Origin of the sequence: Variovorax sp. RKNM96, from assembly GCF_017161115.1 — a bacterium.
Lineage (GTDB): Bacteria > Pseudomonadota > Gammaproteobacteria > Burkholderiales > Burkholderiaceae_C > Variovorax.
The window spans coordinates 4,413,260-4,433,532 of the sequence record NZ_CP046508.1; the positions used below are offsets into that span (position 1 = coordinate 4,413,260).

Sequence of the window (20,273 nt, forward strand, 5' to 3'; positions counted from 1 at the left end):
CTCCAGACTCATCTGCGAGCGATGTTTCGCATGACCGAGCTTTTTCTTGAACACTCCTGCGTCTTAAGTGCGTGCATCGGAAGGCAACCCAAAGATCAAAGCGACGCTCTGCTACGCCCCCAAGGAAGTGGCGTTACTAGCACCTTGGAGCCTCTATCGCTCACTTTTATATTGCAGAATGCAAACGAACGAAATTCTTACGGTCGCCAGACCCACGCCTCGGCTCTTATTCAACTCACCGAAAGAAAAAAAATGGATCAAGTTCTTCTTTTACAAGAGCGCATCGAGTTAGCCACAAGAATAGGCGAAAGTCATTATCGAGAATTTAAAAGCGCAATAGAGGGCCCACCCAATGAAAAGAAGAAAAGATCAGCAAAAGAAATCTGCGCTGATATTTCAAAGACACTCGTAGCATTTGCAAATGCAGATGGGGGGGAACTCTATGTCGGCATCGAAGACGACGGAACCGTAACTGGACTCATGCATAGCAGTGAAGAGCTTGATACTCTGAGAAATGCCTACAAAACCCATGTTCATGCCGACACTCCCTTACCACGCCCTCAAATTAGCTTGGTCGAGATTAAAGAAAAATCGGTACTCTATTTTTCAATTTCCAAAGGAGATCAGTACGCCTACCTCACCTCTGACGGGAAATGTCTGAAGCGTTTGGATCTTGAATCTATACCTGTCGGCTCAGAGAAAATTCAAGCCGAGAGACTTGAGCATTCATCTCGAACTTGGGACAGAACGGTTGAGTCTTCAGCAACGTTGGACGATTTAGATTTCCCATTGCTTCAACAAATCTCCAACCAAATTGCATACGGAGTTACCGCAGAAAAATGTTTGCAGCATTTAGGCCTCGCGGAATTTACCCCTAGCGGACTAAAATTAAAATCAGCCGCACTCCTTCTTTTTGCGAAGGATGTCCGTAAATTTCACCCGGGCTGCTTCGTTCGAATATTTACGATCGATGGCAAGGAACGACGATCAGGGGAGGCCTTCAATGTAATCAAAGACGATATAGTTGCCGATAGCGTAATTAAGCTTGTAGATAGCGCGTGGGAAAGATTAAGTTATGCATTAACCATGCATACATCTCTCACAGATAATGCAAAATTCAAACAGAGCTATATGTATCCTCAGATAGCCTGTCGCGAAGCCTTAATAAATGCAATTGTTCATCGCAATTACGCCATTCAAGGACGTGGAATTGAGGTTAGTATTTTTACCGACCGATTGGAAATAGCAAGCCCGGGACGCATCCTCTCCACGATTTCCCTTGACGATATCAGACAACTAAAGAGCGCACACGAATCCAGAAATCCTTTAATTGCGCGCGTCCTACGCGAGGTTGGCTATGTGCGTGAAATGGGGGAAGGCATTCGCCGCATTTACGACGTAATGCGAAGCAACGCGCTAGCTGAACCAGATATTCAGAGCAGCAACGACAACTTCACAGTTACCCTATTCCACAGATCAATGTATGACCCACGAGTCAAGCTGTGGCTTTCGTTATTTGATGAATTCAACTTACCGGAGAGTCAAACCGCAGTGCTAGCACTTGGATTTGAAGGTAAAGAGTTTTCGACGCAGGACATTATTGATCGGTTAGGTATTGTTGATACCGACCAGGTTCGCGAAATTTTGACACCCCTTAGAAAATTGGGCTTTGTCACTCGAACGAAGAATGACGCCAAAGCGATGCTCATGTCGAAGAAGATGAAAATTCCCAAAAGATCGGTACCAATGTTTGCCGTCATAGCAAATCCCGCGACATCTGCACAACGGACACATGAGGGTGAACCAAGTTATCGCGATGAAGAGAGGGCTATTTCGCAGAAAACAGAATTTGAAAATTCAGATATCGCAGAAGTAGAACAAGGCATTCAGCTTCATGTAGGAAATATTAATTACCGAACGGGACCTGAGGAGCTTTATGCTGCGATAGATGCTAAATGCACAGTACTTTCGTTGGATTTCCCTGAGGATAAACGTCGTGCGGGTTTTAATAAAGGATTTGCCTTCGTCACTGTAGCCATTGATAAGCTCTCTCCAGCCGATATTCTTTCCAAATTTACCAATATTGAAGTAGCAGGACGCAAATTGAGCATTAATTTGAGCAGAGAGCAGGAGCGAAAAATGACTGCCGGATGATATAAAAAACGAGGCGATCAAGCATTGGATGGAAAGAATCTTTCGCTAAAAACTTAGCATGCTCGACGGCGTGATCTCCCGGTCTTGATGCTCATGAAATCGGCACTCTTACCCCGTACATCAAACCGGTGCGGAAGCCCCACTGCCCCCACCTCTGGACTTCCGAAAGAAGATGACAAGCCCCGAAATCAGAAAGTAAACAGCCCCCACCGCCGCATACCCCGCAAACGTCTGCACCACAGGCGCCGCACTCCCCTGCTGCGCCACAAAGAACCCGCCAGCCAGCGCCGACTGCGCCCCGCTCAGCATCATCACCCACTGCCCCTTATCGCTCTTGCGCCGACGAATGGCAGTCGCCAGCTGCAGCAGCCCGGCAACGATCGCCCACCCCCCGAAGATCACCAAAATGATCTGCAGCTTGAGCCCCAGCGAAACCGCCACGGCCACAGTAACCAGCGCGCTCATCCAGAAGTTCAGCACCTGCGTGGGGTTGGCCTTCGCGCCCCCCGTCATCCGCGCGTCCACCCAGTTGGCCAGCGCGTCCCACGCGGGGTAGACGATCAGCAGCCCGCTCGCGACGACGGGTGACCCCTTGGCGACGGTGAAGGCGAGCGCGACCCATGCGAAGGAAAACGCGGCGCGAATGAAGTAGAGCTTGCGCAGCCACGCGGCTCGCTGAATTGGAGACTGGTTGATGTTGGACATGGCAATGGCGGCGAAGACCGCGAGATGTAAAGAAAAAATAGGAAGCAAGAAGGTCGTCGCCCCTCGAGCGAGGCGGGTGCAGGCAATTCTGTTGGGACCGCTCCTGCCGCGGTATCGGTCGAATGACCGACAAGCCCCGAAAGACTGTGCGATGCTGGGCTTTTGCCTCTGCCCCCTCTTCTCTCCCTCATGTCCGACGACTCGACCATCGCCGTCTTCGACGCTGTCCGTGCGCTCGCCTTCATCGGCGATCTGAGCATGGGCCAGCCGACCGACCATTCGCTGCGCACCGCGTGGCTCGCGGGAATGATCGCGACGCAGGCCCGCGCCGATGCATCGCAGGTCGAGGCGGCCCGGCACGTCGCGCTGCTGCGCTGGTCGGGCTGCACGGCCAATGCCCAGGAGTTCGCGGATTTCCTGGATGACGACGTGCAAGGCCGGCAAGCCCTTCTTGCATCACAGAAGCCGCGAGCCAAGCAGCAGCAGCCTCGCAGCGCGCCCCTCCCCAGCGCGATGCTCGCCATGGCCGATATCCATTGCGAGATCGCCGGCGACATCGCGAACACGCTGGGCCTGAGCGCCGATACCGAAGCAGCGCTGCGCGCCATCTTCGAGACCTACGACGGTGGCGGCGTGCCCGGCCTCCTGCAAGGCGACGACGTGCCGCTCGCGACGTACGTCGTGGCGCTGGCGAGCGACCTCGAGATCTTCAGCCGCCTCTATGGGCTCGACGAGGCGCTCGCGCTCGCTCGCGGACGCGCGAACAGCGTCTACCCCGGCGCGCTGGTCGACGCCAGCGCACCGTGGGTCGCGACGTGGATGAAGGCGCTGGACGCGCCCACCCCGCCGTGGACCGACGTGGCCGACCAGCCCGCCTCGATGCTTCAGCGCGTCGGGCTGGAGCTCGTGGGCGACGTGATCGATCTCAAGCTCCCCTGGATGACGGGCTACTCGCGCCGCGTGGCCCAACTGGCGCGCGATGGCAGCGCGCGTGCTGGTTTGGATGAAGCCTTGTGCCACCGCACATACAAGGCCGGGTTGATCCACGGCATCGGGCGGGCGTCGGTGCCCAACGCGATCTGGAACGCGCCCGAGCCGCTGCCGGCCGGGTCACTCGAGCGCCTGCGGCTCGTGCCGTACTGGACCTCGCGCGCTGCCGGGCAGATCGACGGGCTTGCGGCCGAAGCGGAGATCGCGTCCTTCGCTTTCGAGCGGCGCGATGGCTCGGGCTATTTCCGCGGCCGGTCCGGCACGGCGATGCCGCAGGAGGGGCAATTCATCGCCGCGGCCGAGCGCTGGGTTTCTCTTCGCACGCGCCGTCCGTGGCGGGCGGAGTTCACCGAAGCAGAGGCGCTGGGCTGCATGAAGGAAGACGTCGAGGCGGGTCGCTTCGACCAGAACGTTGTCGACGCGTTGCTCGCCTGCGCGATGTCGCATGCGCCCTCGCCCTCGAAGCCTGTAGCGCCGAAGAGTGGCGAGCAGGCTTTGTCGGAGCGCGAGCTGGAGGTTCTGCGCTGCATCAGCAAGGGCGAGAACACCAAGGAAGTCGCTCGCGCACTGGGCATCAGCCCGCGCACGGTGCGAACGCATGTCGAGCGCGTGTTCCTCAAGCTCGAATGCTCGACCCGCGCGGCCGCGACGTTGAAGGCGGCGACCCGCGGGCTGATTTGAGGGTGGGCTCCGGCCGATAGCCGGTGCAGGAAGGCCGATCGGTCGTCGGTCCTGCAACCGGTGCGGTTCGCCATATGGCGCAGCTGCCGTTGTCGGCGTAAGCTGATTTCCGGCCGACCAGCCAAGGTGATGGCCCCAGCAACCACCGCTGTGCCGACTTGTACGAAAGGACCTCCCATGTTGTCCGACTCGTCTGTCACGACCATGCTCCCCGTCAAGGACATGGACCGCGCCCGCGCCTTCTACGAGGGTTGCCTCGGCCTGAAACCCGGGGGCCTGCGGCCCGACGGCAAGTTCGTCTACGCGGTGGGCGGCAGCACGCTGTCGCTGTTCCCCAAACCGGAGGGAACCAAGGCCGACCACACGGCGATCAGCTTCCGGGTCGACGACATCGCCGCCAGCATCGCGAACCTGAAGCGCGCCGGCGTGGTGTTCGAGGACTACGACTACCCCGAGCTGAAAACCGTCGACCACGTCTGCGTGCTCGGCTCGGAGAAGGCAGCGTGGTTCAAGGACACTGAAGGCAACTATCTCTGCATTCACGAGGACATCGCAGAGGGGTAGCGGCAAGGCTTCGGACGGCGTCCGTAGCCGCTGCAGTTTTGCGCCAGCTGAACACAATGACGCCCACGCCGCCCCCGGTCGCGCGCCACTACTGCGCGGTCGAGAGCGGGGCAATACAGATGGTCAGCGAGGACCGTACATGACATCGGACCGCAATGCGTATTTGATGCCTTTCGAGACTTCGGCGCCTTCGTGAACGAGGCCATGCGCAAAAACCAGTGCTTGACCCAACTCGCCTACGACCCTGACGTCTTCAAACCGGGTCGCTCCGCCTTCATAGCCGGCGTTCAGGTAGACGATGAATGTCAGGAGGCTGATCTCTCCGTTCGGCCGATGGAATGGCGCGTCCGAATGCCATTTGAAGCGTTGCCCCGGGCGATAGCGGTAGAGGCGAAACCGTTCGTTCAGCCCCACCGCCTTGCGGCCGCTCATCTCGGTGGGCATCAGCCCTCGTGCGCGCAGCCACAACGATTCTGCGAGCGTCGAATCTTCAAAGACGTGTCGGTCGTTGTCCCGAGTCTCGGTGTCGATTCGTGTGCCCGTTGCCGTGATGATCGGCGCCGGCTCGAATCCGCGCTGCTCTGCACGTTGCACCAATGCCTCGCATTCGGCCGGGTCGATGAACTCGTCGATCAGGAAGATTGCGTTGGAGATTTCGATCCGCTTCATCCGATGCGCCTTGGTTGCTGCAAGGCGGCATCCTGCCACAGGGGATGTTCGATCCTGACCATGAGGAGGCTCCTGATAAATTCCATCGCTCCGACCTCAACCGCCAGGAGCCCCTCATGACGAAACAAGAACTGCATCGCGGCCGTTTGATCGATCACATCGGGCTGGTCGTTCGCGACTTGGCTGCCAGCAAGGCCTTCTACGCGGCCGTCTTCGACGTGCTGAAGATCCCCATGGGCGGCTCCGACGCGCACAACATCTGGGCCGATGAACTGTTCGTTTCGACGCCCGGCAGCGAGGAGGTTCAGGGCCAGTTGACCGGACGTCATCACATCGCATTCCAGGCGCAAAACCGGGCTATGGTCGATGCCTTCCACAAGGCCGCGTTGACGCACGGCGGAACGAACAACGGCGCGCCGGGCGAACGCCCCTACCACCCCGGCTACTACGCGGCGTTTGTGCTGGACCCGGATGGCAACAACATCGAAGCGGTGTTTCATGGCGAGGCAGAGCGGAGTGCGACCTCGGTGCGGATCGCGTTCTGAGAACAAGGCGCGCCAAAACGCCAGCCCATGTTCAACACTGCCTTTGTCGAAAAACGCCAGGGTGAACTCGAATTCGAGGAGCGCCTCGTTTGCCAAGTCCTGGAGCAGCGCGGAATACCCGCGCAGCCCTACACGCGAAAGCGCATTGACCGGCGCGATCTGCCTTTGGATGAGCACAGCTTCATCATGGGTGCGACGCCGTCGATGCACGGCGCGATGAAGCAGTTGGGCATACCGATCCCGCTACCGAACGACTACCCCAAGGTGCTGACCCACCTGCTTCATCGCGAGATCTGGCTGAGCACTCTCGGCGAAGTTGAACAGCGGGTTTCTGCAGGCAGCGAGGAGCCGGTATTCATCAAGCCCGCAGAGCGGCTCAAGAACTTTACCGGCCGAGTGATCGAAAGCCCATCCGATCTGTACTTCATGGGCAATGCATCGCGACGCCAAAAAGTCTGGTGCTCGCAAGTCGTGCAGTGGCAGTCCGAGTTTCGTGCCTACGTCGTCGGCGCAGATGTAGTCGGACTGGATCACTACGGCGGAGACGAGAATGTCCGCCCCTGCGACAGAACGATTGCAGATGCGGTGAAGGCCTACCGCGCAAGCGGCGAGGCACCCGCCGCGTACGGAATCGATTTCGGGGTGCTGAAGGATGGACAGACGGCGTTGATCGAAGCAAACGATGGCTATTCGTTGGGCGCGTATAAGGTCGCCGCTATTCCATATGCCGAGGTCTTGTTCGTGCGATGGGCTGAATTGCTTGCGACTCGGAAGCCCGTGTCTTCGCCGGATCTGGATCACGAGCCCTAACGCCTGAGGTCCCTGCGGCACGATGCGGTCATCTTTGAGCCGGCATCTGGAACGACGACCCGTGCGCGATAGATCAGACGAAGAAGAGGTACCCAATGAAACCCGCAACTGCGTAAGCCGCAATGGCGATGAGCGTCATTGCGGCTTCGGAAGCCACCAGCGCGCCATCGTCGGCGCGCGCGAATCCGTACCAAGGAAAGGTCAGGCCTGTTTCGCCGAAATCCGTTCGGACCAGTCCCAAGGTAACCACCTTGAAGGCGCTCAGAAACAGCAGAAGCAAAGCGCCTTCGCCCAGCACATGCACCAACGCGTACAAGGCGATGGCTGCGGGTGCGAACAGCGCCAAAAGGGCAAGGGTGCCGACGGTGCTCGCCGCAAGCTCGTCTCTGTGAGCGAATGCCAGGAGCACGGCGCAGACCCAGATGATTGCAGCGACGATCCAGTGAGTTCGGGTCATTGCCTGAGGTGAAGTGGATAGCTGGAGCGACGGACCATGATGCGAAGAAAATCCGTTCATGGCTGTCTGTTGCCGATGGTAGCCGCGCGCTGTACAGGCTACCGTTGCCCCCTCCTCGCATTCGCATCTTCGCTTCCACCTGCTTCGAACTTCATCGACGAACCGCCGCAGCTTCAAGCAATGAAATCATCCCCAACCGACCTCTTCATCGACAAAGGCTATCTACGGCTGGAAGGCTTCCACCCGAAGAAGCAGGTGGCCGGCGTCAAGCAGAAGCTGCTCGACGAACTCAAGCGGCTGAAGGCCTTGCCCGGAGGAAAGAGCCTGCCGGGTTCGCTGCAGCGACTCCCCCTCTTTCAGCAGATCGGAAAGCTGTCAGCACTCGTGAAGGTTCCGGGCTTGCACGAGGCGCTGGTGACGCCTGACCTCATCGAACACGTCGCGCGACTTGGCGGGCGCGCGCCCTCTGCCATTCAGGACACTCAACTGCTGCTGTCTCCGCCCAGCCAAGGCGCTTCGACGCTCGCGGGATTGAACTGGCATGTCGACATCGCGGCCAGGCCGCAGGACCCGCTGCCGGGCGTGCAGGCCTTTTTCCTGATCGACGACGTGGCACCCGGCGGCGGCGCAACCCTGGCGCTGGCCGGATCACATCGCGTCGACACGCCGGGGCAAGCTTCGGCCTCGCGGCTCCGGGAAGTGCTGAAGACGCCCGGGGACAACATGGATCGCAGTCTTCAGCAGCTGGGCATCGGCATCGTCGAGATGTCCGGGCGCGCAGGCGATGTCTTCCTGATGGACCTGCGTCTCTTGCACACGCCTTCGGTCAACGCAACGAAGAACGTGCGGATGATGGCGACGGCTCGCTGCTTCTTCTCCAAAGGCACCTGAAATCACCGTGCGCGGATGACAGGGCTCATTCCGCATCCGAAGAGCCATCCTTCTTGAGCTCGGTGAACTTGGCTGCCATCGTCGGGTTGCCCCGCGTCAGCTTCTTGATCGTCACGTCCTGCGCCTTGTCGTTCGCAAGACGAAGGTTGCGATCCGTGCTGAGCAGCGCCTCCTTCGTCTTTTGCAGATGTTCGATCGATTTGTCGATCTCCGCGATCGCTTTCTGGAAGTGCCCGACGGCAAGGTCGTAATTCCTTGCGAACGCGGCCTTGAAGGTTTCGAGTTGAGTCTCGAACCTGGTCACGTCGATGTTCTGCGCCTTGACGAGTGCAAGCTCCGACTTGTACTTGAGCGAGTTCATCGCCGCGTTGCGCAGCAGCGTGATGATCGGAAGAAAGAACTGCGGCCGCACCACGTACATCTTCGGGTAGCGATGGAACATGTCGACGATGCCGGTGTTGTAGAGCTCGCTGTCGGGCTCCAGCAGGGAGACCAGCACCGCATATTCGCAGCCCTTCTCGATGCGGTCCTTGTCGAGCTCCCTCAGGAAATCTTCGTTCCTGTTCTTCGTGGCGGTGCGATCGCTCTCGTTCTTCATCTCGAACATGATCGAGACGATCTCGGTGCCCGCCTCGTCCGCGTCGCGAAAGACGTAGTCGCCCTTGCTGCCGGTGCGCGCGTCGTTGTCCTTCTCGAAATACGCCCTCGGAAACGCCATCGCGCGGATGCGGTTGAACTCGGTCTCGCAGTGCTGCTCGAGGGTCTCGCCCACCATCTTGGTGGACAGGCGAGCCTTCATGTCCCGCAGGCGCTCGATCGCGTCGTCGCGGTCCTTGATCTGCGTCTCGTACTTGTCCTTGAGCGACTTCTCGGCGAGCTGCTTTTCAAGCTCGGCTCGCCCAAGGCCGCTCTTGAGTTCGTCGCGCTCCTTCTCGACCGCACTCACCGCCTCGGTGACCGCGAGCCGCTGCGCCACCTCGATCGCGTCGAGCTTGGCTTTCAGGGCCTGGATCTCCGCGTCCTTGGCGGCGGCGCCACGCTCCAGTTCGCTCGCGTGCTTCGCCTGGGCCAGTTCGGCGGCGGTTCGCTTGTCCTGCTTGGCCTGCTCGAGTTCGTTCGCGAGCGCGTCGCGTTCCTTTTCCACCGCGCTCAAGGCCTCGCTCACGGCGAGCCTTCGCGCGACCTCGCCGGCATCGAGGCTGGCCTTGAGTTTCTGGATCTCTGCATCCTTCGCAGCGGCAGCCGTCTGCAACTCGCCGGCCGCCTTGGCCTGGGCGAGTTCGACGGCATTGCGCTTGTCCTGCGCGGCCAGCTCAAGCCGCTCGTGCAACTGCTTGTCGAACTCGCTGTCGCGAACCTGCTTCAGGATGTCGGCGTACCCGGCCTCGTCGATCTTGAAGGCCTTCCCGCAGTGCGGGCAGATGATTTCATGCATGACTGATTACTTGCCGCATGACGATGCTTCGGGGGGTCTCGATTCGCCTCATGCGGTGTACCTTGATTGCTGTAGGGCCGAATCCTGCCACGAGTCGGCGGTGCCGCCTTGGCATGCGAGGGGCGATGGACGCCTCGCATGCCGGCAGCGGTCACGCGGCCACGGCCCGCGCAGAGCTCCGAAGCAGGCTCACCACGCTCCCGCTCAACGCGGCCACGGCCGCCATCCCCAGCCCCCAGTGCACCGCGTTGTGCGGCGACAGCAGCGCGAACGCCAGGCTCATCCACAGGCTGCCGAGCGTCAAGCCTGTGAGCCGCGCCGTGCCCTGGGCGCCACCGGCAGCGCCGCTGCGCTCCCTGGGTGCCGAGAGCAGCATGTTCTGGTTGTTGGGCGTCTGGAAGAAACCGAAGCCCAGGCCGGCGAGGCTCGTGAACACCGCGATCGGCAAGGCCGGGTTGCCGTGCAACGGCCACAGCGCGCACAGGGCCAGGCCCAGCGCGAAACACGCGCTCCCTGCCGCGCACAGCCACGCGGTCGGCACGCGCTGGGCCAGGCGTGCCGACAGCGGCGCGGCCAGCATCACCGCCAGCGGCCAGGGAGTCATCAAGAGGCCGGCGGTCACCGCGCTCTGGCCGAGTTCGTGCTGGATGTAGAACGGCAGCGCCACCAGGGCGGCCATCTGGCCGGTGAAGCAGCACACGGAAGCGATGACCGAGACCCGAAAGGAATGCACCCGCAGCAGGTCGAGCGGAATCAACGGTGCCGCCTTGGGCATCTCGCGCCGCACCAGCAGGACCATGCAAGTGGCCGACAGCGCGAGCAATGCGCCACCTTGCAACGGATGCATCACGAGCCGGTCGCTTCCCATGACGAAGGCGGCGAACATGGCCGCGTTGAGCGCGATGCTCCACACGTCGATGTGGCGCGCCGAGCGCGGCGGGCTCGGCAATCCTGCGCAGGCGGCAAGCACGACGAGGCCGATCGGCAGGTTCACCGCAAAGAGCCACGGCCAGCTTGCCGCGGAGAGCATGAAAGCGCCAAGGGTGGGACCCGCCGCCGAAGCGGCCGCGACGGCGAGCGCATTCCAGGCGATGGAGCGCGCCAGCAATCGACGCGGATAGGTGAAGCGCAGCAATGCCAGACCAAGGGGCATCACGGCCGCACTGCCCAGGCCCTGAAGGCACCGTGCGGCCACGAGCCATGGCAGCGACGGGGCCAACGCGCACAACACCGACGCCGCGGTGAACAACGCAACGCCGCCGGCGAACACGCGCCGATACCCGAACCGCTCCCCGACGGCAGAAGCCGGCAACAGGAACATGACCACGGCCAGCTGGTAGGCGGTGACGATCCAGACGGCATTGGCGGGTGTCGCCTGCAATTGCTGCGCGATGCTCGGCAGCGCGATGTTGGCGATGGCGCCGTCGAGCACCACCAGCACGCCCGCGCCCAGGATTGCGGCGACGGCCGCGAGGCGCCGGGGCAGCGGCAAGCCATCGGCGTCTTGTACCGCGTTCGCCTCTTGGGTCTGGACGGTGCGGGTCGGGGTGGAAGAAGCGTTCGGTTGAAGCGTGGATGACAACATGATCGGCAACTGGAAGAGGCACGCTTTATCGCGTCAGGTCAGCTTAGGACCGCGCACACGGCTTGCCCAGCGCGCGGCGCGCAGCTTGTTCCTGCATGCGGCGCCTGTCGAAACCATCGCAGCCGTGCTAGGTTCCGGACATGCCCACAGATGCCGACCTGAACCTGCTGTTTGCGTTGAACGCGCTTCTGTCCGAGGGCAGCGTCGCCAAAGCCGCCGAGCGCCTGGGCCTGAGCGAGTCGGCCATGAGCCGCGCGCTCGCGCGGCTGCGGGAATCGACCGGGGACGAGCTCCTGGTGCGCGCGGGCCGCGCGATGGTGCTCACGCCGCATGCGCTGGCACTGCGCGATCGCGCGAGGGAGCTGGTGCAGGAGTCAAGCGCGGTGCTTCAGCCCGCGGGTGCGGACATGGACCCTCGCACGCTCCAGCACCTGTTCACCATACGGGCCAACGACGGCTTCATCGAGGGCTTCGCGCATCAGCTGGTGGCGCGTGCCGCCCAGCAGGCGCCGGACGTTCGACTGCGCTTCGCACCCAAGCCCGACAAGGACGTTCGCCCCCTGCGCGAGGGATTGATCGATCTGGACATCGGCGTGCTCGGCGAGTCGGGCCCGGAGGTGCGGGTGCAGGCGCTGTTTCGCGACCACTTCGTTGCCGTGGTGCGCGAGGGCCATCCCCTGCTCGCCGCACCCGGCATCACTGCCGAGCGCTACGCGGCCTGCGACCACGTGGTCACGTCACGCCACGGCCGGACCGAGGGGCCGGTGGACGTTGCGCTCGCAGCGATGGGCCTGGTGCGCAATACCGCGGTCGTCGTGCCCAGCTTCAGCACCGCCTTGTCGATCGCGGCCGCGACCGACCTGGTGGCACTGATCCCTTCCTCGTACTTCGAACACCTGAGGGCACGGGGCACGCTGTGCTCATTTCCGCTGCCGATGCCCACGGAGCAGATCACCGTCTTGCAGATGTGGCATCCGCGTCTTGATCGGGATCCTGCGCATCGGTGGCTGCGCGGATTGGTGCTGGAGGTTTGCCGGCCGCTGAATGAGCAAACGAAAGCGCCGTGATTGCATCCGAGCCTTGACCTTGAAGGTCGGCTTTGCAGCGGACGCGCCCCCTTGCGTCGTGTGAACGGGCCCTAGACTCCCGGGTTCGGCCAGGACCTGACGTTTGCAGCACCTGTGCCGGGCCGACAAGAACAAGCCCCCTCCCCTGGCCACTGCCGCGAGACAACCCGACCATGCAATCGACCGGAACCCTGCGCGGCATCGCCGCGATGCTGTTGGCCTGCGCCTTCTTCGCTTGCATGGACGCGCTGCTCAAGAGCCTGGCCGGACACTACCCACCGGTGCAGGTGATGGCGCTGCGCGGCCTCACGGCCCTGCCCCTGGTGTGCCTCTACATTGCCTGGCGGCGCGAAGCGGCCGGCGTTTTCAACCGCCGGGTGCGTTGGCGTCTGCACCTGCTGCGCACCGCGCTCAACATGACGATGCTCGTGCTCTTCGTCCATGGCCTGAAGACCCTGGGCCTTGCCGAGGCCTACACGCTCACTTTCATCGCTCCGCTGCTGATGGTGCTCATCGCCGTGCCGCTGCTGGGCGAGTCGGTCCAGCCGCGGCACTGGATCGCCATCGGGCTAGGCTTCGTCGGTGTCGTCATTGCACTGCGGCCCGAGCAGGGGGCGTTCCTCTCGGCGGGTGCTCTGGCGATTCTGGCGGCCGCAGTCTGCTATGCGCTGTCGAACGTGCTGGGCCGGCTCATCAGCCGCACCGAATCGAGCGCCGCGCTGGTCTTCTGGACCACGGCCGGCATGGCTGTCGGCGGCAGCCTGCTGTCGGCGCCGCAATGGGTGCCGATCCAGTCCGAGCACGCGTGGGCGCTTGCGGGCCTGGCCATCAGCGGCTTCCTGGGCCAGTTGGCCATCGCCGAGGCCTTCCGCCACGGCCAGGCCGCCGCCATCGCCCCCTTCGAATACAGCGCCCTCGCCTGGGCGCTCGTGCTGGACTGGTTGTTCTGGCAGGCCACGCCCGATGCATGGACGCTGGGCGGCGGCGCGTTGATCATCGCGAGCGGGCTTTGGTTGGCGCGGAGCGAGGCGCCGAGGTCTGCGGGGAAGAAGCGGCAGGTGGTCTGAGCTGCGGCGGGGCGAGGCGCGCGTTCGAAGTCGCATGTTGTTGCAGCAAGATCAAGCGGGAACATTGAAATGGCTGAACGACGGCTTGGGGTCCAAGGCTCTGGAGGCGAGGACTGGATACAGTCGGCCAGGAGTCGACGCTCAACAAAAGAATCACAAGATGGCTGAATATGAATTTCAAGGCGAGTGGCTGGTGTCTTTGCCACCCAAACACCAAGTTCTTTTCCTGACAGCACTCAGCCACTCACTGACTATCGCCGGTCGTGACAGCTATTTCCCTCAGACGGAAGAACTCGAGCACCCCACTCATCTTCGCCGGATCAACGAGATCCAACATCGTGTCGCGGCCTGTACATATGAACTTCTAGTCAATCTTTCGACAGAGAGTTTTCAGCGCTCCATCGCTCGGCTTGTGCTCGATCAATCTGACCACAAGCTGCTGGCGAACATGCAGTGGGCGTGGCGAACCGCCAAAGAAAGAGTGTCGACAGACGCTGACATTGCGGCGCCCAACCATATGAACTTGGCGAATAGCTCCGAAACGCTGTGGGTTGGGGCCCTTTCAGACGACGACTGCATCCGATTCATGGTGCTGCTTGCGCACGGTTTGACAATTGGGCAGCGCGTGCTTTGCTATGACAGGAATGTCGAGGGGGTTAAGCAGCTCAACCAGGTCAGTCATCAGGTCGCAGGGCTGCTCGTTGATCACTTCAACGGCCGCACGCGGCCATTGTTTGAGCCATTCTTTTTCAAGTTGACTGATGCACAGGCGCGCATCCAAGGCGATCAGGCTTGGGCTTATGCGAAGAGCCACTTTGACGCCTGACGGCCACAACCAGTCAGTTGCCGAGAATTTACCGGTTTTCAGGTATTCACCTCCGGCAGGACCACACTTACAGTTCGTGAAACTAAAAGTTACGGACTTGGTAATGATTCAATTTGGACGGTTTGCGCGTTGTGCCGCATGGAGCGGCGCAGCAGTGGTGGCCCTGGTACTTTCCGCATGTGGCGGGGGCGAAGGCGGCGGGTTATCAGCCTCGTTTCCTGTGTCGGCACAGCCCCCAGCGCCAGTCGATGTACCTGCATCGGTGCAGCAACCAGTCCCTTCCTACACAGTCGGAGGTTCAGTCAGCGGCCTCACTGGCAGCTTGGTGCTTCAGAACAATGCAGGCGACGACCTGAAACTCGCGGCCGACGGCAAGTTCACTTTTGTCACCGCGCTCACCGAAGGTTCGGCCTATGTGGTCAGCGTGCGCACCCAGCCCTTGTGGCAGTTCTGCACTGTGACCAAGGGCAGCGGCAAGGCCTCGGCCGACGTCGGCGATGTGGCGGTCGCCTGCTCGGCGGCGGTGGCGCAGGTGTCCACGTTCGCTGGGTCCGGCACTATCGGCTCGGTGAATGGCAACGGCAGCGCGGCGTCTTTCTACCTCCCGTACAGCGTGGTCGTCGACAAGAGCGGCAGCCTACTCGTCTCGGATACGGCAACGAATCTTGTGCGAAAGATCTCGCCCGCTGGTGATGTCACGACATTTGCGGGCGGTGGCAGCAGCGGTACTTCACAAGACGGCAATGGCACGGCAGCCTCGTTCTCGGGCCTGTCCGGTCTTGCGCTGGACTCCACAGGCAATGCCTATGCTGCGGAATTCGGCGGCAACCGCATCCGCAAGATCACGCCCGCAGCCGACGTGACCACGCTTGCGGGCAGTGGCGCCATCGGCTCGCTCGATGGCCACGGCACCTCTGCCACGTTCAATACCCCTTCTTCGGTGGCCACGGACGCCGAAGGCAACATCTACGTGCTCGAATTCATCGGCGCCGTTGTCCGCAAGATCACGCCTGCCGGCGACGTCACCACGCTGGCCGGCTCGGGCACTGCAGGCTTCGCCGACGGCACGGGGACTGCTGCATCCTTCGGGCAGGCCTATGGCATTGCGACTGACGCTGTCGGCAACGTCTACGTTGCCGACAGCGGCAACAACCGGATCCGCAAGATCACGCCTGGTGGCGTGGTCACGACGCTGGCCGGTTCAGGTCAGATCGGCGCGACCGATGGGGCCGGCAGCTCGGCATCATTCAATATGCCAGGCGGCCTGACGGTTGACAGCGACGGCAACGTCTACGTGGCTGACACAGGCAACAGCCTGCTGCGCAAGGTCACGCCGGCAGGCGTGGTCTCCACGCTCGCCGGCCAGCCCGGTGTGCTGGGCGCGCAGAACGGCATCGGCGCGGCAGCCACGTTCAAGCAGCCTTACGGGGTGACGGTGGATGCTGGCGGCAACCTGTACGTGGCCGATACCTTCGGCAACCTGATTCGCAAGATCACACCAATCCGTGCTCCCTGAGCTGCACTTGCCGGCGCGCAGCGCAGGAACGTTTCCTCGTCGTACGTTCAGCACGCTGGCTCACAAATGTCAGCTTCGAAGAAGTGGGAACAGCTGGTATGGGCCCCTAAGCCGTCATCGGCAACGCCCCAAAGCGTTTGCACGTGACCGCCTCGTCCCCAAACTTCAATTCGAGCGCAATACGAACAAGCGCAGGATAGGCAAACCAGTACTGCCGACGAAGGGCATCACTCACAAACTGGTCACCCAGTTCCGAGCGGTAATGGCGTTCATGCCATGCATCAAGCGGCTCGCTGTCGATTCGCCTGAGTCGCTTTCGACAATGAGTCATGAGCGCCGCAAACTGGCCTCGGGTCCGGATGCCGAATCTCGCGAGCTCCGGCAGGAGCTCTTCGAACGAGGCCTCTCCATAGTCGTTCTTCTTCGAGAAAATCTTCCTCATCGAAGATTGGAGCAGTACCGAATTGAGCGGCTCGGCGGCGCGGAGTCTTCGTGCAGAAATCGGCATCTTCATCCGTGGATCGGTTGCGTTGAATCAGGGCGCTACGCCCGAAACCAGATCCTGAGCGTCACATACATCGCATAGCCAAGGGCAAGCACGATCCACGTCAGGAAAAACACGTGGGCCCAGCACTCCCCGGCCCACGTCGTGAGGACGTAGACCTGCATCTTGCAAGTCTCGCCGATGCATAGCACCTCACCTTGAACCAGTGCGCGCAACAGGGCGAACAGGAGGTGGCACCCCAAGCCCGCGGTCACCAGATCCCACCCGCCGATGCCACCGCTCATGCTTGTCAGGCGGCGGGTTTTTTTCAACCTTGGCCGAGTTGCTCGGCAAGCCCGACGATGATGCCCTCGGGGCCGCGAACATAGGCGAGCCGATACGAATCTCCGTACTGCATCTGCCCAATGATTTCCGCGCCATGGGCCTGCATCCGCGCGACGACATCGTCGATGCCATCGACGGCAAACATGACGCGGCGAATGCCCAGGGCATTCACCGGCGTATCCACGGGCCCGAACCTGACGGCCTCTGGCGTGTGGAACTTGTCCAGTTCGATTCCCTGCCCATCGGGCGTGCGCAGCATCGCGATGGTGGATCGCACGTCTCCAAGCCCGATGAGTTTCCCGACGGAAGGCCCTTCCACCGTGGTCTGGCCTTCGAGTTCGAGGCCCAACTCGATGAAGAACGCCTTCACCGCCTCGAGATCGTCGACAACGATCAGGACGTTGTCCATTCGCTTGACTGTCATGTCCTTCAGTCCTTTCTTCTTCAACGGTTTCGGTCGACTGTAGTCACTCGCATTGTTCGACTCAATCCCTCGACGCCCTCGACTGGATGCCAGGTCTCTTTTGGCAGAAACCGAAGCTTCGTTGTCATTGCCGCATCCACCCGCAACTCCTAGACTCGCTGCGCAGGAATGCCTTGCATCAAGGAGTGAGCAGCATGTCAAAGCTTCGATTGAGAATCTCGATGTCGCTGGACGGTTTCGTCGCCGGCCCGAACCAGAGTTTGAAGGAGCCACTCGGCACTGGCGGCGAGCAATTGCACGAGTGGGTATTCCAGCTGGAGGCGTGGCGGCGTCCGCATGGCCTGGAAGGCGGCGTGGTGAACGAGAGCACGCCGGTGATGGAGGAAGAGCTCGCCAACATCGGGGCGACCATCATGGGCCGCAACATGTTCGGCGGCGGCCCGGGCCCGTGGAGCGAGACGGACCCCTGGGACGGCTGGTGGGGCCGCAATCCGCCGTTTCGCCACCCGGTGTTCGTGCTGACGCATCACGCGCGCGAGCCATTGGTCATGGAGGGCGGCACGACCTTCACGTTCGTCACCGACGGGATCGAGAGCGCGCTGGACCAAGCCCGGCGCGCCGCGGGCGGAAAGGACGTGGCACTCGCGGGCGGCGCCCGCGCTGCGCAGCAGTACCTGAAGGCGGGCCTGGTCGATGAAGTGCAGCTTCACCTGGCACCCACGCTGCTCGGCGGCGGTGAGCGCCTGTTCGACGACGCCAACGCCCTGCGGGGCCTTGCCATGGTGAAGACGGTCGCGACGCCGGATGTGGTTCACCTGAAATTCGCGAAGAAGTAGAAGCGTGCCGGAGGCCGGGCGCCGGCCCCCTCTCAATCCAGCCTGATCCCGGTGCGCCTCGCCAGCGCCGCGTACTTGTCGATCTGCTGGCGCAGGAACTCGGCGAAGACCTCGGGCGGCTCGACCGAGACGACGACGCCGTCGCTGGCCAGCCGGTCGCGGATGTGCGGGGTTTGCAAGGTCTTCGCGATCTCGGTGCTCAGCGTGTCGACGAACCGCGACGGCGTACGAGCCGGCGCCACGAATCCGTAGAAGCCGACCAGCTCGAAGCCGGGCAACGACTCCGCAATGGCGGGCAACTGTGGATACGCCGCCACACGCCGCGCACTCGTGATGCCCAGCGCCCGGATGCGCCGCGCCCGCAGGTGCGGCAGTGCAGACTCCAGCGTCACGAACGCCAGCGGCAGGTCGCCGCCGATGAGCGCGCGGTAGACCTGCGAGCTGCCGTTGTAGGGCACATGCTCGAGCTCGACATCGGCTTCGATGGACAGCAACTCGCCGGCCAGGTGCGACACCGAGCCGATACCCAGCGACGCGTACTGCAGCGGCGGATCTGTGCGTTGCGCCAGCTCGATCACCTGGGCCACGCTGCGGGCAGCGAAGTCCGCCTGTGCGACCAGCACGACGATCGAATGACCGCCCAGGCAAATGGGCTTGAAATCGGTCAGCGCGTTGTACGGCATGTGCTGGCGCATCGCCTGGTTGACGGCGTGCGGCGAAAACACGATGCCGAAGGTGTTGCCGTCGGGCGCAGCCGTTGCAACCGCCTGCGTGCCGATGATCATGCCGCCGCCCGGCCGGTTGTCGACAAACACCGGCCGCTCGAGCGTGCCCGACAGGTCCTTGGCAAGCAGGCGCGCCATGAAGTCGGCGGCGCCGCCGGGCGCCTGCGGCACGATCATGCGCAGCGCCCGGGTCGTGCCGTTGGCGGCCAGCGCGTCGCGACCGCAGAGGCCGGCCGCCGCCATGGCGGCGAGCATCGCGCGCCGCGTGACGGACGTGGCGCCGCTCACCGTCGCAGCCTGCGCGACGCGCGCCGGAATTCGGCCGCGAGCGCTGCGGCCGATGCGGTCAGCGGGCGCATCGTCGGGGTCATCAGGTACTGCACGGCCGGCGGCAGATCGAGCTCGATGGGCAGCACCTTCAGCAGCCCCTCTGCTCGCAGCGGCTCCAGCGCGGCCAGGCTGTTGAGCGTGACGTAGTCGCTCTGAAGCAGCATGGAGATCAGCGCGCTCGACGAGTCGCAATGCGCCACCAGCGTCGGATCCGGCAGGCCATGTTTGCGCATCAGCGAGACGATCGCCGGCCCGCCGATCTGCTGCACGCTGTAGAGCCAGCCATAGGGCACCAGGCTCGCGAGGTCGCGGGCATCGGCAGCCGGGTGACCCGCGCGCACGACGATGCCCAGGTCGGAACTGCACAACTGCTCGGTGTGCAGGTCGGAGACGCTCTGGTCGGTGGGCAACGGGCCGACCGCGAAATCGATCCTGGCTTCGCGCAGCGCCGCGATCGTCGACGACGAACGGCCGCCGAGCACGCTGATCAGCGAATTCGGCGTGTGCTCCCGAAAACGTGCCACGGCCACCGGCAGCAGCATGGCCTCGGCGGTGGCCGACAGGCCCACGGTGATGAGTTTGTGGCTGTCGCCGCTGAGGCTCTCGATCTCCTCCTGCATGTGGCGCAGCTCTGCATCGACGATGCGCGCGCGGCGCAGCACGATGCGACCGAATTCGGTGGGTTCGACACCCCGTGCGGAGCGCACCAGCAGCGGCACGCCCAATGATTTTTCGAGCGCAGTGAGGTTCTTGCTGACAGCGGCCTGCGCAAGGCCGAGCTTGCGCGCGGCGGACCGGACACTGCCAGTTTCGATGACTGCTATCAAATCTCTTAGATGGGCCTCTCGCACAATGTCTCGTATGTAATTTTCGTTTTGATCTAAAGGATTATCCGGCAAGCGCCACTGGAACGCAGCGCCATGACAAGCGCCTGTGGAGAGCGTCGCAACGCAACGAACGCCAGCATGCGTGCGGGTTTGCGACGCTCGCGTCGCATTGCAGGCAGCACTTCTGTGCTCACCTTTGGTGAACGAGTTAACCGCCGAGTTTCTTCCGGGATGCGGAGGCCACGACTAATCTCCGCCGTTTCCGAAATGCGGCACTGGCGAATCACAGATCCGAACAAGACCCACATGCGACTTTCCCTGACAGATCGCGCCTGGCCTG

General features: G+C 62.2%; 21 protein-coding genes. 11 read left to right on the top strand and 10 right to left on the bottom strand.

What is annotated here, in order from left to right; genetic code table 11:
• Positions 1–30: 30 nt before the first annotated feature.
• The gene (locus GNX71_RS20320; protein WP_206173977.1) at positions 31–2,154 is read left to right on the top strand and encodes an ATP-binding protein; all 2,124 of its coding nucleotides are present in this window, start codon (positions 31–33) and stop codon (positions 2,152–2,154) included.
• 120 nt (positions 2,155–2,274) lie between these two features.
• Here GNX71_RS20320 and GNX71_RS20325 read toward each other — a convergent pair whose 3' ends face one another.
• Positions 2,275–2,859 carry a DUF308 domain-containing protein gene (locus GNX71_RS20325; RefSeq protein WP_206173978.1) on the bottom strand — a complete coding sequence of 195 codons (585 nt, stop codon included), beginning with the start codon at positions 2,857–2,859 and terminating at the stop codon, positions 2,275–2,277.
• A gap of 189 nt (positions 2,860–3,048) precedes the next feature.
• Here GNX71_RS20325 and GNX71_RS20330 point away from each other — a divergent pair, with 189 nt between their 5' ends.
• Positions 3,049–4,530, top strand: a complete 1,482-nt coding sequence (locus tag GNX71_RS20330; RefSeq protein ID WP_206173979.1) for an HD domain-containing phosphohydrolase — start codon at positions 3,049–3,051, stop codon at positions 4,528–4,530.
• A gap of 177 nt (positions 4,531–4,707) precedes the next feature.
• Complete coding sequence (locus GNX71_RS20335; RefSeq protein ID WP_206173980.1) at positions 4,708–5,094, top strand: VOC family protein; 387 nt, start codon at positions 4,708–4,710, stop codon at positions 5,092–5,094.
• Between the two features lie 123 nt (positions 5,095–5,217).
• On the opposite strand, the gene GNX71_RS20340 is transcribed toward GNX71_RS20335, so the two are convergent.
• On the bottom strand, positions 5,218–5,763 hold the full coding sequence (locus GNX71_RS20340) for a 2OG-Fe(II) oxygenase (RefSeq protein WP_206173981.1): 546 nt from the start codon (positions 5,761–5,763) through the stop codon (positions 5,218–5,220).
• 116 nt (positions 5,764–5,879) lie between these two features.
• Between GNX71_RS20340 and GNX71_RS20345 the strand changes: the two genes are divergently transcribed.
• Together GNX71_RS20345 and GNX71_RS20350 are read left to right on the top strand one after the other, a co-directional pair.
• Entirely contained in the window at positions 5,880–6,308 is a 429-nt protein-coding gene (locus tag GNX71_RS20345) for a VOC family protein (RefSeq protein WP_206173982.1), read from the top strand.
• Between the two features lie 27 nt (positions 6,309–6,335).
• Positions 6,336–7,118 (top strand): ATP-grasp domain-containing protein, encoded by a 783-nt coding sequence (locus GNX71_RS20350; RefSeq protein WP_206173983.1) that lies wholly within the window; start codon positions 6,336–6,338, stop codon positions 7,116–7,118.
• Positions 7,119–7,191: 73 nt separating this feature from the next.
• Here GNX71_RS20350 and GNX71_RS20355 read toward each other — a convergent pair whose 3' ends face one another.
• Complete coding sequence (locus GNX71_RS20355) at positions 7,192–7,575, bottom strand: hypothetical protein (protein WP_206173984.1); 384 nt, start codon at positions 7,573–7,575, stop codon at positions 7,192–7,194.
• A 36-nt stretch (positions 7,576–7,611) separates the two neighbouring features.
• Between GNX71_RS20355 and GNX71_RS20360 the strand changes: the two genes are divergently transcribed.
• Positions 7,612–8,466 carry a phytanoyl-CoA dioxygenase family protein gene (locus tag GNX71_RS20360; protein ID WP_241026995.1) on the top strand — a complete coding sequence of 285 codons (855 nt, stop codon included), beginning with the start codon at positions 7,612–7,614 and terminating at the stop codon, positions 8,464–8,466.
• A 25-nt stretch (positions 8,467–8,491) separates the two neighbouring features.
• On the opposite strand, the gene GNX71_RS20365 is transcribed toward GNX71_RS20360, so the two are convergent.
• Both GNX71_RS20365 and GNX71_RS20370 read right to left on the bottom strand, forming a co-directional pair.
• Positions 8,492–9,901 carry a DUF2130 domain-containing protein gene (locus tag GNX71_RS20365; protein ID WP_206173985.1) on the bottom strand — a complete coding sequence of 470 codons (1,410 nt, stop codon included), beginning with the start codon at positions 9,899–9,901 and terminating at the stop codon, positions 8,492–8,494.
• Positions 9,902–10,052: 151 nt separating this feature from the next.
• Positions 10,053–11,393 (bottom strand): MFS transporter, encoded by a 1,341-nt coding sequence (locus GNX71_RS20370; protein WP_241026996.1) that lies wholly within the window; start codon positions 11,391–11,393, stop codon positions 10,053–10,055.
• 233 nt (positions 11,394–11,626) lie between these two features.
• On the opposite strand from GNX71_RS20370, the gene GNX71_RS20375 reads away from it, so the two are divergent.
• The 4 genes from GNX71_RS20375 to GNX71_RS20390 all read left to right on the top strand — a co-directional run bounded on the left by GNX71_RS20375 (position 11,627) and on the right by GNX71_RS20390 (position 15,962).
• Entirely contained in the window at positions 11,627–12,553 is a 927-nt protein-coding gene (locus tag GNX71_RS20375) for a LysR family transcriptional regulator (RefSeq protein WP_206173987.1), read from the top strand.
• Positions 12,554–12,726: 173 nt separating this feature from the next.
• Entirely contained in the window at positions 12,727–13,620 is an 894-nt protein-coding gene (locus tag GNX71_RS20380; RefSeq protein ID WP_206173988.1) for a DMT family transporter, read from the top strand.
• A gap of 160 nt (positions 13,621–13,780) precedes the next feature.
• Complete coding sequence (locus tag GNX71_RS20385) at positions 13,781–14,446, top strand: hypothetical protein (protein ID WP_206173989.1); 666 nt, start codon at positions 13,781–13,783, stop codon at positions 14,444–14,446.
• A 325-nt stretch (positions 14,447–14,771) separates the two neighbouring features.
• The gene (locus GNX71_RS20390; protein ID WP_241027335.1) at positions 14,772–15,962 is read left to right on the top strand and encodes a hypothetical protein; all 1,191 of its coding nucleotides are present in this window, start codon (positions 14,772–14,774) and stop codon (positions 15,960–15,962) included.
• A 106-nt stretch (positions 15,963–16,068) separates the two neighbouring features.
• On the opposite strand, the gene GNX71_RS20395 is transcribed toward GNX71_RS20390, so the two are convergent.
• The 3 genes from GNX71_RS20395 to GNX71_RS20405 are packed head-to-tail and all read right to left on the bottom strand — an operon-like array spanning position 16,069 to position 17,215.
• Complete coding sequence (locus GNX71_RS20395; RefSeq protein WP_206173991.1) at positions 16,069–16,476, bottom strand: hypothetical protein; 408 nt, start codon at positions 16,474–16,476, stop codon at positions 16,069–16,071.
• A 29-nt stretch (positions 16,477–16,505) separates the two neighbouring features.
• The gene (locus tag GNX71_RS20400; RefSeq protein ID WP_206173992.1) at positions 16,506–16,751 is read right to left on the bottom strand and encodes a hypothetical protein; all 246 of its coding nucleotides are present in this window, start codon (positions 16,749–16,751) and stop codon (positions 16,506–16,508) included.
• Positions 16,752–16,774: 23 nt separating this feature from the next.
• Positions 16,775–17,215, bottom strand: a complete 441-nt coding sequence (locus GNX71_RS20405) for a VOC family protein (RefSeq protein WP_206173993.1) — start codon at positions 17,213–17,215, stop codon at positions 16,775–16,777.
• A gap of 194 nt (positions 17,216–17,409) precedes the next feature.
• On the opposite strand from GNX71_RS20405, the gene GNX71_RS20410 reads away from it, so the two are divergent.
• Positions 17,410–18,051, top strand: coding sequence for a dihydrofolate reductase family protein (locus tag GNX71_RS20410; RefSeq protein ID WP_206173994.1), 642 nt, complete (start codon positions 17,410–17,412; stop codon positions 18,049–18,051).
• A 32-nt stretch (positions 18,052–18,083) separates the two neighbouring features.
• Here GNX71_RS20410 and GNX71_RS20415 read toward each other — a convergent pair whose 3' ends face one another.
• Together GNX71_RS20415 and GNX71_RS20420 are read right to left on the bottom strand one after the other, a co-directional pair.
• Positions 18,084–19,064: a tripartite tricarboxylate transporter substrate-binding protein gene (locus tag GNX71_RS20415; protein ID WP_206173995.1), complete on the bottom strand. Its 981-nt coding sequence runs from the start codon at positions 19,062–19,064 to the stop codon at positions 18,084–18,086.
• Positions 19,061–19,933 (bottom strand): LysR family transcriptional regulator, encoded by an 873-nt coding sequence (locus tag GNX71_RS20420; protein WP_206173996.1) that lies wholly within the window; start codon positions 19,931–19,933, stop codon positions 19,061–19,063. The genes GNX71_RS20415 and GNX71_RS20420 overlap by 4 nt, the downstream gene beginning before the upstream one ends.
• Positions 19,934–20,273: the final 340 nt, after the last annotated feature.

What these genes read in the sequence shown, in the direction of transcription:
- GNX71_RS20320 (WP_206173977.1), top strand. Translation starts at nt 31, where the DNA reads ATGACCGAGCTTTTTCTTGAACACTCCTGCGTCTTAAGTGCGTGCATC.
- GNX71_RS20325 (WP_206173978.1), bottom strand. Translation starts at nt 2,859, where the DNA reads ATGTCCAACATCAACCAGTCTCCAATTCAGCGAGCCGCGTGGCTGCGC.
- GNX71_RS20330 (WP_206173979.1), top strand. Translation starts at nt 3,049, where the DNA reads ATGTCCGACGACTCGACCATCGCCGTCTTCGACGCTGTCCGTGCGCTC.
- GNX71_RS20335 (WP_206173980.1), top strand. Translation starts at nt 4,708, where the DNA reads ATGTTGTCCGACTCGTCTGTCACGACCATGCTCCCCGTCAAGGACATG.
- GNX71_RS20340 (WP_206173981.1), bottom strand. Translation starts at nt 5,763, where the DNA reads ATGAAGCGGATCGAAATCTCCAACGCAATCTTCCTGATCGACGAGTTC.
- GNX71_RS20345 (WP_206173982.1), top strand. Translation starts at nt 5,880, where the DNA reads ATGACGAAACAAGAACTGCATCGCGGCCGTTTGATCGATCACATCGGG.
- GNX71_RS20350 (WP_206173983.1), top strand. Translation starts at nt 6,336, where the DNA reads ATGTTCAACACTGCCTTTGTCGAAAAACGCCAGGGTGAACTCGAATTC.
- GNX71_RS20355 (WP_206173984.1), bottom strand. Translation starts at nt 7,575, where the DNA reads ATGACCCGAACTCACTGGATCGTCGCTGCAATCATCTGGGTCTGCGCC.
- GNX71_RS20360 (WP_241026995.1), top strand. Translation starts at nt 7,612, where the DNA reads ATGATGCGAAGAAAATCCGTTCATGGCTGTCTGTTGCCGATGGTAGCC.
- GNX71_RS20365 (WP_206173985.1), bottom strand. Translation starts at nt 9,901, where the DNA reads ATGCATGAAATCATCTGCCCGCACTGCGGGAAGGCCTTCAAGATCGAC.
- GNX71_RS20375 (WP_206173987.1), top strand. Translation starts at nt 11,627, where the DNA reads ATGCCCACAGATGCCGACCTGAACCTGCTGTTTGCGTTGAACGCGCTT.
- GNX71_RS20380 (WP_206173988.1), top strand. Translation starts at nt 12,727, where the DNA reads ATGCAATCGACCGGAACCCTGCGCGGCATCGCCGCGATGCTGTTGGCC.
- GNX71_RS20385 (WP_206173989.1), top strand. Translation starts at nt 13,781, where the DNA reads ATGGCTGAATATGAATTTCAAGGCGAGTGGCTGGTGTCTTTGCCACCC.
- GNX71_RS20395 (WP_206173991.1), bottom strand. Translation starts at nt 16,476, where the DNA reads ATGAAGATGCCGATTTCTGCACGAAGACTCCGCGCCGCCGAGCCGCTC.
- GNX71_RS20400 (WP_206173992.1), bottom strand. Translation starts at nt 16,751, where the DNA reads ATGAGCGGTGGCATCGGCGGGTGGGATCTGGTGACCGCGGGCTTGGGG.
- GNX71_RS20405 (WP_206173993.1), bottom strand. Translation starts at nt 17,215, where the DNA reads ATGACAGTCAAGCGAATGGACAACGTCCTGATCGTTGTCGACGATCTC.
- GNX71_RS20410 (WP_206173994.1), top strand. Translation starts at nt 17,410, where the DNA reads ATGTCAAAGCTTCGATTGAGAATCTCGATGTCGCTGGACGGTTTCGTC.